Genomic DNA, 15,076 nt, shown 5'->3' with positions numbered 1-15,076 from the left:
TATAATACTCGACCTATAACTTTTTAAGAATTTCGCCGAGTCTTGCTTTTACGACACTATGACCCTAAGTTTATCAACGGGCACTGCAACATTTCAAGAGCTTTTCACAACTCTCCAGAATTATTGGGAAAATGCAAAAACCGAGAATGGAAAGAAAAGCCTCACCTTATCCCTGCTCCCAGTTTTATCTCCTTGTCCGGCATGAGTAAAGCCACGTTCTCTCCGTCGTCAGCAGCGAGGAGCATTCCCTGGCTCTCTACTCCCCTGAGCTTCTTGGGCTCGAGGTTGGCTATGATGACGACGTAGTGGTTGAGCAGCTCTTCCGGCTTGTAGTACTTCTTCAGCCCCGCCACGAGCTGCCTGACCTCGTCTCCGAGATCGACCTTGACCACGTAGAGCCTGTCGGCGTTCGGGTGGTCCTTGACCTCGATTATCTTTCCAACCCTCAGGTCGACCTTCATGAAGTCATCAAAGCTGATGTATCCCATGCTTTCACCACCTTTCCCCTTTCTCTTCACCTTCTCCTTCTTCGAGGCCTTTCCGGGCTTTTCGGATTTGACTCCGATTTCATCACCGTAGATGCTCTTAAGGATTGCCATCGCCTCTTCCCGTTTGGCATCCCCGAAGCGCTCGAGGGCAACCTTCATCACATCGTCCCGCTTGTAATACTTATCGAGGAGCAGTCTGGCGCTCTTGGGGTTGCCCCTCGCCATGTAGTTCACGATGAAGTAGATTATGTCCTCGTCGGTTACCTTCTTGAACATCGGGGTGGCCTTCCTGACGCGGTGCCCGGCCGGAATCTCGGTGAACTCCCAGCTCTTCAGCTCCTCAAGGTTGAGGAGGTGCCATATCTTCTCGCTCGCATCTGGGAGGAATGGTTCAAGGAGGATTCCAAGGGCCTTGACTATCTGGAGGGATATGTTCACGGTGGTTGCAGTCCTCACGCGGTCGGTTTTGGCGGTCTTCCAGGGCTTCTGATAGTCGAAGTAGCGGTTGCCGAAGATGGCGAGCTCCATGACTCGCTTTAACGCGTCCTTGAACTTATACCTGGCTATCAGCTCCCCGGTCTCCTCGAAGGCCCTCTCAATCTCCTCGAAGGCCTGCCTGTCGAGGTCGTCCAGCTCGCCCCTCTCCGGAACGACACCGTCGAAGTAGCGGTTGGCGAAGGTCATCGCCCTGTGAACGAAGTTTCCGAGGTTGTTGACGAGCTCCTCGTTTATCTTGCTCTTGAAGTCGGCGAAGCTGAAGTCGCTATCGCGAGTTTCGGGCATTATGGCGGTGAGGTAGTAGCGCAGGTAGTCTGCAGGGAAGGCGTCTAGGAACTCGTGGACCCAGATGGCCCAGTTCCTGCTCGTTGAGAACTTCTTGCCCTCAAGGTTGAGGTACTCGTTGGCCGGGATGTCATAGGGCAGGTTCCACTCGGCCTCGACTTCCTCATCCCTGTACTTGCCGTAAGCCATCAGGAAGGCCGGCCAGAATATCGCGTGGAAGGGCACGTTGTCCTTGCCGATGAAGTGGATGACCTTGGTCTCGCCGTCGAGGTTGAGCCAGAACTTCTTCCACTCGTTCTCCCTTCCCTCCCGCTTCAGGTGCTCGATGGTGATCGAGATATAGCCTATCGGGGCCTCGAACCAGACGTAGAGCACCTTTCCTTTAACGTCCTCGTCGTCGAGGGGAACGGGTATTCCCCAGTTGAGGTCCCTCGTCATGGCCCTCTCTTCGAGGCCCTCGTTAATCCAGCCAAGAACGGTGTTCCTGACGTTCGGCTTCCAGTGCTCCTGGCTGAGAACCCACTCCTTCAGCCGCTCCTCGAAGTCCTGCATCCGGATGTAATAGTGAGCTGAGTCCTTGAAAGTTATCGGGTTGCCGCAGATGTTACAGCGCGGGTTGATAAGCTTCTCCGGCGTCAGTGGATGACCGCAGACCTCACACTGGTCGCCGCGCTGATCCTCGGCACCGCAGTAGGGGCAGGTGCCTATGACGTACCTGTCGGGCAGGAACATCTTATCGTGCTCGCAGTAGGCTTGCTTGGTGACCTTCTTGACGAGATGTCCGTTCTCCAGAGCCTTGAGAAAGAACTCCTGACTTATGCGGTAGTGAACCGGCAGCTCGGTCCTGCCGAAGTAGTCGAAGCTTATCTTGGCCCTCTCGAAGGTCGTCTTTATGTGCTCGTGGAACTCGTCGACGATCTCCCTGGCGCTCCTGTTCTCTTTGAGTGCGCGGAAGGTTATGGGGGTTCCATGTTCATCGGTTCCACAGACGAAGAGCACTTCCTCTCCCTTGAGCCTCAGGTAGCGCACGAAGATGTCCGCCGGAAGGTACGCCCCTGCCAGGTGTCCCGCGTGAATCGGACCGTTAGCGTAAGGGAGTGCGGAGGTTACCATGTACCTGACCATTTTAACCACCGTCCCGGCAATGGATTTAGCCCCTTATAAGACCTGCGGGTTTTAAACATTACGGTGGGTTATTTTTAAATGGCTAAAATATGTTGGATTATGCATATCCCTGGACCAAAGGTTTTAGTTTGGATGACATCCACGACCGGTGGTGGGTATCATGAAAGCCAGAATCATCGAGCGCTTCAAATTCGAGGCGGCTCATGCCGTTCGGATCAACGGAGAGTCCGAGGAGATACACGGCCACACCTTCAGGCTTGAAGTGGCTGTGGAAGGCCCCCTGAAGAACGGCTACGTGATGGACTTCCTTGAGCTTAGGAGAATTGTGAATGAAATCATTGGGAAGCTCGACCACCGGAACCTAAACGCTCTCTTCGAAAACCCGACGACCGAAAACGTAGCCCTGTGGATAGCGGGAGAGGTGAAGAAAAGGCTCCCGGAAGGAGTGAGACTTCAGAGGGTAACCCTCTGGGAAGGGGAAGAGAACGGGGTGGAGTTTGAGTTTTGAGAAACTTTTTTATTCATGATACCCCTAAGAACCATTGGTGAGTGTAGTGGAGAACGTTGCTGAGAATCCCCCTTCAGCCCTCAAAGAAAGGCTTTTACGCGAATTACTGGCTGAAGAGGAGTTCCTAATGATGGTGGAAGAGGCCAAAAAAACCGCGCATATTGGAATGTTTGGAAAGGGTAAGGCTGAGGACTTTTTTAAGGCGAAGCTTGAGGTGTATGAGGGTTGATATTCATAGACTCAAGCGTTCTGTACAACGCGCTTGTGGTGACCGAACTTACTGGGTATGCCGCCCAAGCCTTTAAATTGGAAGAACCGCGAATAACTTCTGAGACCGTGATTGACGAGGTGTGGTTTGCCCTCTTGAAGAGAGACGCAGGCTCCCCGTGGAAGATAAGGAAGGAGCTTAAGAACAGTAGTGAGTTCAGAAAGATGGCGGTTAAGTATTTGAGTGGAATACTGGGCTTTCTCAGCGCTCAGAACGTTGTAATCGTGCCGGATTCTTCAAACTGGACAAAAGTTGCCTACCATGTTAAAGAATTCGGCTTAATGCCCCACGACGCTAGAATCCTCGCCACCGCCTTGGAGTACAACTGTGATAAGCTCGCCACCCTCGACAAAGATTTTGGCCCTGTGAGGGGCGTTATTAAGCTTGTCCCCGTGGAGTTCTGGCAGGAAAACCGTTAAAATGCATGGCTAACTCCCCTTCACCTTAACTTCCCGCACGCTCTCTGTGAGCGCCATTCCGTTGCTCCCCTTGTCGAAGGAGAGACCATCGGGCAGCGACACCTTCACCGGCACGGCCCTTTCCTTCTCCTCACTTGGGGTCCAGCTTATCAAATCGCCTTCCTCAACGTCGAGCGTTTTTATCAGGCCCACCGGCCCCTCTATTATGTACTTGGCCGGCTCTTTCGGAGCGTAGAACCGCCATTTCCGGGCAGTTTTAAAGTCCACCACCCGTCTCGCGGAGTCCAGCCAGATTACGTCTATATCGCTCAGCATGAAGAAGGTGTGGATTGACGCGTTGGCCTTGGTTTCCGCCGGAAGAATGAAGACCAGGGCATAGTTGATATTTCTAACCAGCATTAATCCCCTGAAGCGCTTAAAGAAGCTGTCCGCTACCTTCACAGGCCCGTGCCACGTTCGCTCCTTGGTCTCGTTGACGAGCATGGTAAGAAATAGAAATGCAAGTTGATAAGGTTTTGGGAAAGAAAGGGAATTAGAGGTCTCCGGCCTTTGCCTTCTCCCCGAGCTCGAAACCCTTGTGAAGCGCCTTGAGGTTTATCTCCTCGGTGCCCTTGGGAACCGCATCCAGAACGGCCTTCTCTATGGCCTCCCTGCTCACGACTCCAGTCCACGCCGTCAGGATTCCGAGGGTGAGGATGTTCATGGTGAGGCTCAGTCCGGTGGTTTCCTCGGCTATCTCCGTGAGCGGCAGCGAGACTACCTCAAGCCCCTTCTCGAACTCGGTGTCCCTGTGCGGAACGAGCTCCTCCTCGACTATTATGCGGGCACCCTTCCTGACGGTGTGGAGGTACTTGTTGTATGCCTCCTGGGAGAAGAAGACGGCACAGTCGGGATTGAGGGTCTTGGGGTAGTCTATGGGCTCGTCGCTTATGACCACCTCCGCCTTGCTCGCTCCACCTCTAGACTCCGGCCCGTAGGCCTGTGTCTGAACGGCGTAGAGTCCCTCGTAGACCGCCGCGGCCCTCCCGAGGATGACGCTCGCCAGGATGACTCCCTGGCCGCCGAAGCCGCTGAAGAGGACTTCCTTTCTCATTCCTCCCACCCCATCATCTTCTTGGCGCGCTTCTTGTACGCCTCGTACTCCCTCACGAGACCCGGCCTGTCCCTGTCGGCAAACTCTCCGATGACTATCTTGCCCTCGAGCTCCTCCGGCGGCATCTTCTTGGCCTTCGCGAGCGGGACGGTTATCTTCTGATACCAGCGGAGCAGTTCCGGAGCGGTCTTCATCCTGTTCCTCCTTCCGAAGCTTATCGGGCACGGCGAGAGGAACTCGACGAGGGTAAAGCCTTCCTTGCTGAGGGCCTTCTTGATGCTGTTGATTCCCTGGAGGTAGTTGAAGACGCTCCACCTGGCCACGTAGTTGGCCCCTGCCGAGACCGCGAGGTCGGCTATATCGAAGGGGTTCTCGAACTGGCCGTAGGGAGCGGTAGTTCCGCGCAGGCCCTTCAGGGCGGTCGGCGCGACCTGTCCGCCGGTCATTCCGTAGGTGAAGTTGTTGATGAGTATCACAGTTATGTCGAGGTTCCTCCTGATGGCGTGGATGAGGTGGTTTCCTCCTATGGCCGCGGCATCTCCGTCGCCCATGAAGGCGATTATCTTGAGGTCCGGATTGGCGAGCTTTATGCCGGTGGCAAAGGCTAATGCCCTTCCGTGGGTCGTGTGGAGGCCGTCGAAGTTGACGAAGCCCGGAACACGGGAGGAACAGCCTATTCCGCTGACCCAGACTATCTCGTCTTGGTTGAGGCCGAGGTCGTCTATCGCGCGGAGCGTGTACTGGAGCGCCGAGCCTATTCCACAGCCCGGACAGAATATCGTCGGGAGCATGTCCTTTCTCAGGTACTTGTCGCGAATCTCGTAAGCGGATTTCAGGTACATTCAGCCCACCACCCTCTCGACTATCTCCATCGGAGTGTGAACCTCGCCGCCTATCTTTGCTATGAGCTCGACCTCCGCCTTTCCGTTGGCACCCTCTTTGACGAGGTGGTAGAGCTGTCCGAGGTTCATCTCCGGGACGTATATCTTATTCACCTGCCCGGCGAGCTCCTCGATCATGTCGAAGTCGAAGGGCCATATCGTGTTGAGCTTGAGAAGGCCAGCCTTAACGCCCTTCTCGCGGAGTATCTTAACGGCCCTTACCGCCGAGCGGGAGACTATGCCAGTGCTCACTATCGCTACTTCAGCGTCGTCGAGCTCAAAGGCGTCGTAGGAGATTATGTCCTCCCTGTTGCGCTCCAGCTTCTCGATTATTCTCCGTATGAGCTTCTCGTGAACCTCGGCGTCCACAGTCTTGGGCCGTCCCCTCTCGTCGTGGGTGAGGCCGGTGACGTATGTTCTGTACCCCCTGCCGAATATCGGCATCGGCGGAACGCCGTCCCCGTGGGGGTCGCCGAAGGGAAGCCTCGCCTCCTCCTCGTTCTCCGGAAGCTTGCGGTCGATTATCTCGACCTCTCCCGGATTGGGGATGTAAACGCGCTCGCGCATGTGGGCTATTTCCGCGTCGGTGAGAAGAACCACCGGCGTCCTGTACTTCTCGGCCAGGTTGAAGGCCCTTATGGTGAAGTCAAAGGCCTCCTGGACGGTCGAGGGGCTGAGGACTATGAGTGAATGGTCGCCGTGGGTTCCCCAGATGGCCTGCATTATGTCGCCCTGGGCCGCGAGGGTCGGCTGACCCGTTGATGGACCGCCGCGCTGGACGTCCACGACAACGACAGGGGTTTCCGTCATGACTGCATAGCCTAGGTTCTCCTGCATGAGGCTGAATCCCGGGCCGCTCGTTGCGGTCATGGCCTTGGCCCCGGCCCATGAAGCCCCTATTATCGCCGCCATGCTCGCCAGCTCGTCTTCCATCTGTATACTTACACCGTCCACCAGCGGCATGTAGAGGGCCATGGCCTCGAATATCTCGCTCGCGGGCGTGATTGGATAGCCCGCGTAGAAGCGGCATCCCCCGAGGATCGCCGCCCTTGCTATCGCCTCATCACCCTGAATGAAATCGCTCTTACCGACCGGAAAAGGGTATCTCATCTGCATCCCTCCTCGTAACCGACCCTGAAGGCTTTGATGTTTATATCCTCGGTTCCCTTGGGAACCCTCCTCCTTATGGCCTCCTCGACGTTTTCCTTCTTCACAACACCGGTTTTCGCCACGAGGTAGCCGAGGGCGACCATGTTAACGGTGAGCGCCAGACCGGTGCTCTCCTCAGCCAGGCGCGTGAATGGGGCACCAATGTAGTCCCTATCGGGCTTAACCAGGTCGGTGTCTATGATCAACAGCCCATCCTCCCTCAGCTCGTCCTTGACGGTGTCGTAGCCGAGCTGGGCGAGTGCGACGAGAACGTCCGCCTCGGTGACTATGACGTCGTAAATCGGCTCCTTGGATATTATCACGTCCGCTATGGAGTGGCCGCCCCTGCTCGCGGAGCTGTAGTCCTGGGTCTGGACGACGTTCAGCCCCTCTATGGCGGCGGCCTCGCCGAGTATGACACCGGCCAGGACAACACCCTGGCCTCCTATGCCTGCGAACCTAACCTGCATGGCTCTCACTCCTCCTTGAGGCCGAAATGCTCCTGAACCTCGTCTATGAGCTTGTTAAGCTCCGTGGTGAACTCCGGCCTCTCTCTGTTTACGAACTCCCCTATGACGAACTTGCCCTCAAGCTCCTCCGGGCTCATGTTTCTCGCCCTGCTGATCGGGACCGAGTTCTTGAGGAACCACCTGAGCATCTCGGCCGGTTCCTTCATCTTGTTCCGTCTTCCGAACTGGACCGGGCACTGGGAGATGACCTCGACGAGCGAGAAGCCCTTAACCTGAAGGGCTTTCTTTATGCTCTCGATGAGCTGGTAGACGTGGGCGGTGGTCCACCTGGCAACGTAGCTCGCTCCGGCGGCGGCAACAGTCTCGGAAATCTTAAGCGGGTGCTCTATGTTCCTGTACGGGCTGGTGGTAGTTTTAGCGCCGAAGGGCGTCGTGGGGGCGACCTGGCCGCCGGTCATTCCGTAGATGAAGTTGTTGACGAGGATTACGGTTATGTCTATGTTCCTCCTCGCGGCGTGGAGCAGATGGTTGCCGCCTATGCTCGCCAGATCACCGTCACCGCTTATGACGACGACCTTCTTGTCGGGAAGGCCCACCTTGACGCCGGTGGCGAAGGCTATCGCCCTCCCGTGGGTCGTGTGGAGTGTGTCCGCGAGGAAGTACGGTGAGGCTATCCAGGCGGAGCAGCCTATACCGCTGACGACCACGAGGTCCTTCGGGTCTATCTTGAGGCCGTCGATCGCGTTCGCGAAGGCGTTGAGGACGGTTCCGCCGCCGCAGCCGGGGCAGAGGGCTGTGGGTAATGCCTCCTTGCGGAGGTACTTAACCATCGGGTAGGTGGAGTATATCTTCTTCGCCATCAGGCAACACCCCTTATCTCGCGGAGGATCTCCTCAACGGTCAGAGGCACTCCGCCGATTTTGTTCACGCCCTTGAGGAGGACGTCGTCGTTAACGTAGCGCTCGACCTCTATTATCATCTGGCCGAGGTTCATCTCTGCGACGAGTATCGCTCTAGCGCGCTTTCCAAGCTCCCTCATTCTCTCGGCCGGGAACGGGTGGACGGTCTTCGGCACGAAGAGGCCGGCCTTTATCCCCTCCTCCCTAGCCCGGAGAACCGCTCCGAGGGCCGGTCTCGCGGTAACGCCCCAGCTGACGACGAGTATCTCGGCGTCGTCCGTGAAGTGCTCCTCGTACTTCTCGTAAACTTCGCGGTTCTTCTCGATCTTGCGGTGTATTCTCCTCACGAGCCTATCGTGAACCTCAGGGGTGTAAACGTCCCTCAGGCCGGTCTCCTTGTGAGTCGAACCGGTGACGTGGGTAAAGTAGCCGTGACCGAAGAGCGGCATCGGCGGAACGCCGTCCCCGTGGGGGTCGCCGAAGGGAAGCCTCGCCTCCTCCTCATTCTCCGGAAGCTTGCGGTAGGTTATCTCGACTTCCGAAACGTCCGGAATCTTTATCTGCTCCCTAGTGTGGGCGAGCACTCCATCGAAGAGCACCACAACGGGGGTTCTCAGCTTTTCGGCAATGTTAAAGGCCCTTATAGTCTCCCAGAAGGCGTCCTGCCCGCTCGTCGGAGAAACGGCAACGATCGGATGGTCTCCGTGCGTTCCCCACCTGGCCTGGAAGAAGTCGCCCTGCGCTCCCTTCGTGGCCTGTCCCGTTGAGGGGCCGCTCCTCTGGACGTCGACCAGAACGAGCGGGGTCTCGGTCATCACGGCGTAGCCTAGGTTCTCCTGCATGAGGCTGAACCCGGGTCCGGCAGTAGCGGTCATAACCTTGAACCCGGTCCATGAGGCGCCGACCATCGCGGCTATGCTCCCTATCTCGTCCTCCATCTGGAGGTAGTAGCCGCCGAGCTTCGGCAGTTCGCGAGCCATCGTCTCCGCTATCTCGCTGGAGGGGGTTATCGGATAACCCGCGTAGAAGCGGCACCCGGCGAAGAGGGCGCCGTAGGCTACCGCCTCGTTGCCCTGCATGAAGTAGTTGCCCGGTTTGTAGAGCTTTCTAAGGAGCCTGAGCTGTTCAGGCTCGTTTCCACGAATAATCATGGTCACCACCTAACCGCGATGGCAAAGTCCGGGCAGAGAAGCTCGCAGAGCTTGCACTTGACGCACTTCTCGGCGTTAACAGGAACCGGGTAGTGGACACCCTTTTCGCTGAGCTCCTCGCTCCATTCAAAGACCTTTCTTGGGCACATTTCGACGCAAACGCCGCAGCCCTTGCAGAGAAAAGTGTCGACGTCGATTTCAACGACGCCTTCGGCCTTGCCGGTAACGAGGTAGTTCTCCTTCACGACAACGGTTTTCCCTTCGACATCTGCCATAATCATCACCCGCGATTTGCTAACCCCGTTTACGTTTGTCAACATTTAAAGCTTTCGTGGGTGCCCATAAATGGGCATCAAAGAATCACGAGGGGCGTTATAAGGAGAACGAAAAGGAGGTATGAAAATCATTTCAAAAACGAAATAACTTCACCACGTCAGCAGCTGCCAGTCGAGGAGGCCGTTCTCAACTATGTACCCCCACCTCTCGCGGCACTCCGGCTTGAGGTTCTCGATGTGGCTTAAATCCTGGGTCGCCGAGAACTTCTTTATCGCCCTTCCTATGGTTCTGTCGTAGTCCGTGAGGCAGTTGTGCGGTCCGCGCTTCGAGCCGGCCCCAACCGGGTCGCTCAGGATTCTCTTATCCGGGAAGCGCTTCTTCGCCCAGATGAGGACCTCAACCGCGCTCCAGAGCCACGGTGGGCGGTACTCCTTCTTCTCCCACAGCCGCTCGTAGAGCGTTCCCTTCTGGATGTCGGTGATGTTTATCGAGAAGGTGTCGGTGTATGGCTCGGCCTTTATTATGCTCTCCTTGGCGTCCTCTATGCCGTCGCGTTCGCCCAGGAAAATCGGCTTCAGCAGGAGGTAGGTCTTGACCTTCGCCCCGGCTTTGTGAGTTGTCTCCGCGGCCCTAACGAAGTCCTCAAAGGTGTTGCCCTTGTTGATTGAAACATCGGCTATATCGTCGTTGGCCGTTTCAAGGCCTATGGCAACCTCGAAGTGCTTGTCAGGGACTATCTCGGCCAGCTCCTTCACTGCATCATAGCGAACCAGCTCGCTCCTGCTCTCGATGACTATCTCCCTGACCTCCTCCAGAGCGGCCAGAATCTCAAAGATTCTCCTCCTCGTCTCGGGCTTAAGCTCTCCGTTGTCAAGGAAAGAGCCCGAGGTGAACATTCTGACCGCGAAGGGCCCCTTTTTACCCTCGATTTTCTTGAGGGCCTCTTTGACGTAGTCCACTATGGCGTCCTGGCTCCACTTCACCTTTGGCGCGGCCGTTGGGTAGGCGCACATGTAGCAGGCCTGGTTGATCCTGAAGCGGTAGCAGCCTATCGTGGGCAGGATTATGAAAAGTGCCGTTCCGGGCTTCCCGGCGACGTTGTCCTCGCTCGTCCAGTATGTCATTCTCTCACCTAAGCCTCGCTGGGAGTTAGGGTTTTTAAAGGTGAGGGATTAACCAGAACCATGCCAAGGATACTCATCACTAACGATGACGGGATTTATTCCAAAGGGCTGCGGGCCGCTGTCGAGGCCGTGAAAGACCTTGGTGAGGTTTACGTGGTCGCGCCGCTCTTTCAGAGGAGTGCCAGCGGAAGGGCCATGACCCTTCACCGTCCCCTCAGGGCCAAGCTTGTTGACGTCCCCGGGGCGAAGATAGCCTACGGCATAGACGGAATGCCGACGGACTGCGTGATCTTTGCCCTCGCGCGCTTCACAGACTTCGACCTCGCTATAAGCGGGATAAACCTCGGTGAGAACCTGAGCACCGAGATAACCGTTTCGGGAACTGCTTCCGCGGCCATAGAGGCGGCGACGAACGGGATTCCGAGCATAGCGATAAGCCTTGAGGTCAGGAGGGAGAAGTACAAATTCGGCGAGGGAAGCGAGGTTGACTTCTCCACAGCCTCTCACTTCCTGAGGAGGGTGGCGCGGGCCGTTCTGAGGGGCGGCCTTCCCGAAGGCGTCGACATGCTCAACGTGAACGTTCCGGACGATGCCACCGAGGAAACCAGAATAGCGGTCACGAGGCTTGCCCACAGGATGTACCGGCCGACGGTCGAGGAGCGCATAGACCCCAAGGGCAACCCGTACTACTGGATAGTCGGCAGGAAATGCAGGGAGTTCGAGCCCGGAACAGATGCCTACGCCCTGAAGGTGGGGAGAAAAGTCAGTGTGACCCCGATAAACATAGACATGACGGCGAGGGTGGATTTTGAGGGGCTCCGCGAACTTTTGGGTCCCTAAATTCGCCCTTTGATGGTCCATTGTGTTATGGGTACTCAGATTGAGTGTTTATGGATTTTTTAAACATCTCCGTTAAACGAAAGGTTCTTTGGGAATTGGGGAATATATCCAAGAGGGCGAGTTAAGATTGTCTTAGGGGAGGTGAATCCGTGAGGCTTCGCTCGCTCTCCTATCTTTTCCTCTTCCCTGCATGGGAGTTCCTGCTAATGATTCTGCTCCCGTCAGACTACTATGTAGGGGCTTCCTGCCTTCAGATTCGCCCATACCCAATCTGCGGCTTTTACTTCAGCCCATCTGCAACTTTTGTCCTCCTCGTGACGGCACCGTTCTTAATCTCAATTATCCTTGGCCTCTGGAAGGAATGGAGTGAACTCGTAGCATTTGGGATCCCTTCGCTCGCTGTTGTCTTGGTAACGCTTCTTCTCCTGTACCTCTTCGAAAAGTCATGGATTTCTTTTTTCGTGCCTGCAACAGTCTCGGTGGTTCTGTATAGCCTCCCATGTATAAGACTGGACGGCCCTATAAAAAGAGCGGAAAGGCTGGTATGGATAGCCACGTCACTCATAGTCTCGTTTATCCTCTGCATTATGGCCTGGGGTGGAACATCCGTCTCGGTATGAAACGTTTCACCCCTCCCCGAAAATCCTGTCCACGAACCACTTCTCATCGAAGGGCCTGAGGTCGTCGTAGCCCTGTCCAACGCCGACGAAGAGTATCGGCGCCCCGATGGCGTGGCTTATGCTCAAAGCGGCACCGCCACGGGCGTCCGCGTCCAGCTTGGTGAGGATTACGCCGTCGATCTTCACCGCCTCGTTGAACTGCTTCGCCTGCTCGACGACGGAGTTTCCTCCGAGGGAATCGCCGACGAATATCACCAGGTCGGGCTTGGTTACGCGCGCTATCTTCTTCATCTCGTCCATGAGGTTCCTGTTCAGCTCGTTCCTTCCGGCGGTGTCTATGAGGACGACATCCAGTCCCCTGGCCTTGGCGTGCTGGATCGCGTCGTAGGCAACCGCAGCCGGATCGGCACCGTAGGAGTGCTTGATGACCTTGACGCCGACGCGCTTTGCGTGCTCCTCGACCTGCTCTATCGCTCCAGCCCTGAAGGTGTCGCTCGCGGCTATGACGACGCCGAGACCGTTCTTCTTGAGCCAGTTGGCCAGCTTGGCTATGGTCGTTGTCTTTCCGGAGCCGTTGAAGCCCACAAAGGCTATGACGAAGGGCTTTTCCTCCTTGGACTTTATCAGTTCGAGGAGGTCTATCTTCTTCTCGGGTGTCAGGACATCAAGAACGGCCTCACGGAGCGCTTCCTCTATGAGTCTGCCCTTGTTCGTGCCTATGCGGACCTTCTTACCGACGAGCTTTTCCTTGATTTTTTCACGAAGGGCCTCCACAGTCTCCAAAGCCACGTCTGCCTCAAGAAGCTCAATCTCCAGCTCGTCCAAAGCCTCTTCAACATCCTTCTCCTTTATCTCCACCTGGAGGAGCTTTTCAATGAACCCCTTCTTTTCTTCGGGGGCCTCCTTTTCGAGGGCTTTCTCTTCCTCTTCTATCTTCTCCTCAACGGTCTTTGTGAACTTCTTGAGCTTTTCCCTGAGCTTCCCAAACATCTCCACCACCTGATTAGCGGGAGGCTATTTCCTATATAATAGTTATGAACGCCCTCGGCGATAGCTGGTGTCATCACACCTCAGACCCGAAGCCACTCGTCATCGGGCGGGAGTGTCTCATCCCCAGGGTTTATAAACCGCACGTGCCCCTTCAGTACCTCCTGACGTAGGTTTTGCTCTCGACTATTCGTCCGTTCTCCAGACGCATCACATCGACCCTCTCGAAACCGACGGTCTCCCTCTTGTATGCGATTAGGTAGTCAATGAATTCCCTGATTCTGTAGCGCGTTATCGAATCCTTCACGTACTTGTGCTCGTACAGCAGAATGAGCTTGTCTCTGTGTTCCCCCAGCCACTCCCGGAGCTTTTCCCTCTCCGCCTTGGAGCGCGAGAGGGGGTTCACTATCAGGTACACATCGAAGTCGTCGCTCTCAAACGGTGGGCCGATGTAGACGTCACCGTTCACCTGGAATGGAATGTATTCAGCAAGCACGCGCCTGCCGTCCTTGCTCCAGGCATTGATGTATATTTTCGCAAGTCTCTTCCCGTCTCCCGTTATTAAAACCGCTCCCGCGTTAAGTTCGGCTATTTTCTTCAGCATGGTCATCACAAAAAACTTTTACCCGGTGGTTAAAATTCTTTCCCAAATTTTCGGTCTTTCTGTGACCGCAAACTATATATTCCGTCCGGAGTTATACCTTTGAAAACTCGCGGGGTGTTAACATGAAGAAATGGTTAAGCCTGTTTTTAATAGGCATTATGGCCCTCAGCGTCGTGGCCAGTGGCTGTATATCCTCAGGTGGAGAGGAATCCACTAAAGGCACCATTGCCATCGTCTATGATGTCGGCGGAAGGGGTGACCTGAGCTTCAACGACATGGCGTACCTCGGTGCCAGCAAGGCGGCGAAGGACTTCAACCTCGACCTCGTTGAGCTCCAGAGCAACAGCGAGGACGACTACGTCAAGAACCTCGAGACCCTTGCCGCCCAGAAGAAGTACCTCGTTATCATAGCCGTCGGCTTCATGATGACCGACGCCGTTAAGCAGGTCGCGGACGAGTATCCCGACCAGAAGTTCGCCATCATTGACGGTTACATCCCTGACAAGGACAACGTCATGAGCATCCTCTTCAAGGAGAACGAGGGCTCGGCCCTTGCCGGTGCACTCGCTGGCCTCATAGCGGCCAACGACGGCAAGGACAAGGTCGGCATCGTTCTCGGAATGGAGATACCGGTTCTCTACAAGTTCGAAGCCGGCTACCGCTTCGGTGTTAAGTGGGCCGAGGACTACTACAAGCAGAAGGAGGGCAAGGACGTTACCATAGACGTCCTCTACCAGTACACAGGAAGCTTCGGCGACGCCGCCAAGGGTAAGGCCGCGGCCAGGGCCCAGCTCGCCCAGGGTGCCTGGGTCATCTACCAGGTCGCCGGCGGAACCGGACTCGGTGTCTTTGACGCGGTTGGAGAGGTCCTCGACTCCCAGGGCAAGAAGATGGGTCCGCCGTTCGCCATCGGTGTTGACTCGGCCCAGGACTGGATCAAGCCGGGCGTCATAATCGCCAGCATGATGAAGCGCGTTGACGTCGGTGTTTACAAGGCTGTTGAGGATGCAGTTAACGGCAACTTCAAGGGTGGAGTTGTCGAGCTTGGCCTCAAGGAGGACGGTGTTGGCCTCAGCACCGTTGACGACGTTATGGCCATGTTCGACTCCCTTCCGGAGGACACCCAGCAGCAGAAGCTCAAGGACCTCGGCTTCAACAGCAGGGACGAGCTGAAGCAGTACCTCGAGGACACCAGGAAGCAGGTTCCCGACTGGGTCTGGGACGCCATCAAGGAGCTTCAGGGCAAGATCACCACCGGCGTGATCAAGGTTCCGGCTCCCATGGACAAGGACGGAATCACAGAAGTCAGGAACGCCAAGACCTGGCAGGAAATGATGGAACTCGCCAAGTGACCCTTTAATTTTCTTTTCTCTACTTTCAAAGGGGGGTGC

Annotated in this window: 18 protein-coding genes; 6 read left to right on the top strand and 12 right to left on the bottom strand. The window is 56.1% G+C overall.

The window, feature by feature from the left end; all coding sequences use genetic code 11:
- Positions 1–161: 161 nt before the first annotated feature.
- On the bottom strand, positions 162–2,396 hold the full coding sequence (gene metG, locus GQS_RS02125) for a methionine--tRNA ligase (RefSeq protein ID WP_014012021.1): 2,235 nt from the start codon (positions 2,394–2,396) through the stop codon (positions 162–164).
- A 160-nt stretch (positions 2,397–2,556) separates the two neighbouring features.
- Between metG and GQS_RS02120 the strand changes: the two genes are divergently transcribed.
- Genes GQS_RS02120 through GQS_RS02110 form a run of 3 tightly spaced genes read left to right on the top strand, consistent with a single transcriptional unit; the run spans position 2,557 to position 3,591 of the window.
- A complete protein-coding gene (locus tag GQS_RS02120) occupies positions 2,557–2,904 on the top strand; it encodes a 6-carboxytetrahydropterin synthase (protein WP_014012020.1) in 348 nt (115 codons plus the stop codon).
- 37 nt (positions 2,905–2,941) lie between these two features.
- A complete protein-coding gene (locus GQS_RS02115) occupies positions 2,942–3,133 on the top strand; it encodes a hypothetical protein (protein WP_148236353.1) in 192 nt (63 codons plus the stop codon).
- The gene (locus GQS_RS02110; protein ID WP_014012018.1) at positions 3,130–3,591 is read left to right on the top strand and encodes a PIN domain-containing protein; all 462 of its coding nucleotides are present in this window, start codon (positions 3,130–3,132) and stop codon (positions 3,589–3,591) included. The genes GQS_RS02115 and GQS_RS02110 overlap by 4 nt, the downstream gene beginning before the upstream one ends.
- A gap of 9 nt (positions 3,592–3,600) precedes the next feature.
- Here GQS_RS02110 and GQS_RS02105 read toward each other — a convergent pair whose 3' ends face one another.
- The 9 genes from GQS_RS02105 to GQS_RS02065 form a co-directional block, all read right to left on the bottom strand.
- On the bottom strand, positions 3,601–4,074 hold the full coding sequence (locus tag GQS_RS02105) for a DUF192 domain-containing protein (RefSeq protein WP_048056507.1): 474 nt from the start codon (positions 4,072–4,074) through the stop codon (positions 3,601–3,603).
- 49 nt (positions 4,075–4,123) lie between these two features.
- Entirely contained in the window at positions 4,124–4,684 is a 561-nt protein-coding gene (locus tag GQS_RS02100) for a 2-oxoacid:ferredoxin oxidoreductase subunit gamma (RefSeq protein WP_014012016.1), read from the bottom strand.
- On the bottom strand, positions 4,681–5,526 hold the full coding sequence (locus GQS_RS02095; RefSeq protein WP_014012015.1) for a 2-oxoacid:ferredoxin oxidoreductase subunit beta: 846 nt from the start codon (positions 5,524–5,526) through the stop codon (positions 4,681–4,683). The genes GQS_RS02100 and GQS_RS02095 overlap by 4 nt, the downstream gene beginning before the upstream one ends.
- Entirely contained in the window at positions 5,527–6,675 is a 1,149-nt protein-coding gene (locus GQS_RS02090; protein WP_014012014.1) for a 2-oxoacid:acceptor oxidoreductase subunit alpha, read from the bottom strand.
- Positions 6,672–7,184 carry a 2-oxoacid:ferredoxin oxidoreductase subunit gamma gene (locus GQS_RS02085; RefSeq protein WP_014012013.1) on the bottom strand — a complete coding sequence of 171 codons (513 nt, stop codon included), beginning with the start codon at positions 7,182–7,184 and terminating at the stop codon, positions 6,672–6,674. Before GQS_RS02085 ends, GQS_RS02090 begins: the two co-directional genes overlap by 4 nt.
- A 5-nt stretch (positions 7,185–7,189) precedes the next feature.
- Positions 7,190–8,044 (bottom strand): 2-oxoacid:ferredoxin oxidoreductase subunit beta, encoded by an 855-nt coding sequence (locus GQS_RS02080; RefSeq protein ID WP_014012012.1) that lies wholly within the window; start codon positions 8,042–8,044, stop codon positions 7,190–7,192.
- Positions 8,044–9,234, bottom strand: a complete 1,191-nt coding sequence (locus GQS_RS02075; protein ID WP_014012011.1) for a 2-oxoacid:acceptor oxidoreductase subunit alpha — start codon at positions 9,232–9,234, stop codon at positions 8,044–8,046. Before GQS_RS02075 ends, GQS_RS02080 begins: the two co-directional genes overlap by 1 nt.
- A 2-nt stretch (positions 9,235–9,236) precedes the next feature.
- Positions 9,237–9,509, bottom strand: coding sequence for a 2-oxoglutarate ferredoxin oxidoreductase subunit delta (locus GQS_RS02070; RefSeq protein WP_014012010.1), 273 nt, complete (start codon positions 9,507–9,509; stop codon positions 9,237–9,239).
- Between the two features lie 150 nt (positions 9,510–9,659).
- Positions 9,660–10,634, bottom strand: coding sequence for an archaeosine biosynthesis radical SAM protein RaSEA (locus GQS_RS02065; protein ID WP_014012009.1), 975 nt, complete (start codon positions 10,632–10,634; stop codon positions 9,660–9,662).
- A 60-nt stretch (positions 10,635–10,694) separates the two neighbouring features.
- Between GQS_RS02065 and surE the strand changes: the two genes are divergently transcribed.
- On the top strand, positions 10,695–11,474 hold the full coding sequence (surE, locus tag GQS_RS02060) for a 5'/3'-nucleotidase SurE (protein ID WP_014012008.1): 780 nt from the start codon (positions 10,695–10,697) through the stop codon (positions 11,472–11,474).
- 149 nt (positions 11,475–11,623) lie between these two features.
- Positions 11,624–12,094, top strand: a complete 471-nt coding sequence (locus GQS_RS02055; protein ID WP_014012007.1) for a hypothetical protein — start codon at positions 11,624–11,626, stop codon at positions 12,092–12,094.
- 6 nt (positions 12,095–12,100) lie between these two features.
- Here GQS_RS02055 and ftsY read toward each other — a convergent pair whose 3' ends face one another.
- Together ftsY and GQS_RS02045 are read right to left on the bottom strand one after the other, a co-directional pair.
- Positions 12,101–13,084 carry a signal recognition particle-docking protein FtsY gene (ftsY, locus tag GQS_RS02050; RefSeq protein WP_014012006.1) on the bottom strand — a complete coding sequence of 328 codons (984 nt, stop codon included), beginning with the start codon at positions 13,082–13,084 and terminating at the stop codon, positions 12,101–12,103.
- Positions 13,085–13,235: 151 nt separating this feature from the next.
- Positions 13,236–13,685, bottom strand: coding sequence for a hypothetical protein (locus GQS_RS02045; RefSeq protein ID WP_014012005.1), 450 nt, complete (start codon positions 13,683–13,685; stop codon positions 13,236–13,238).
- Between the two features lie 122 nt (positions 13,686–13,807).
- On the opposite strand from GQS_RS02045, the gene GQS_RS02040 reads away from it, so the two are divergent.
- On the top strand, positions 13,808–15,037 hold the full coding sequence (locus tag GQS_RS02040) for a BMP family protein (protein WP_014012004.1): 1,230 nt from the start codon (positions 13,808–13,810) through the stop codon (positions 15,035–15,037).
- The last annotated feature ends 39 nt before the right edge of the window (positions 15,038–15,076 follow it).

The sequence above is a fragment of the Thermococcus sp. 4557 genome (assembly GCF_000221185.1).
Taxonomy (GTDB): Archaea; Methanobacteriota_B; Thermococci; order Thermococcales; family Thermococcaceae; genus Thermococcus.
The sequence above is the reverse complement of the archived record's forward strand: the minus strand, read 5'-3'. Positions and strand labels throughout refer to the sequence as shown.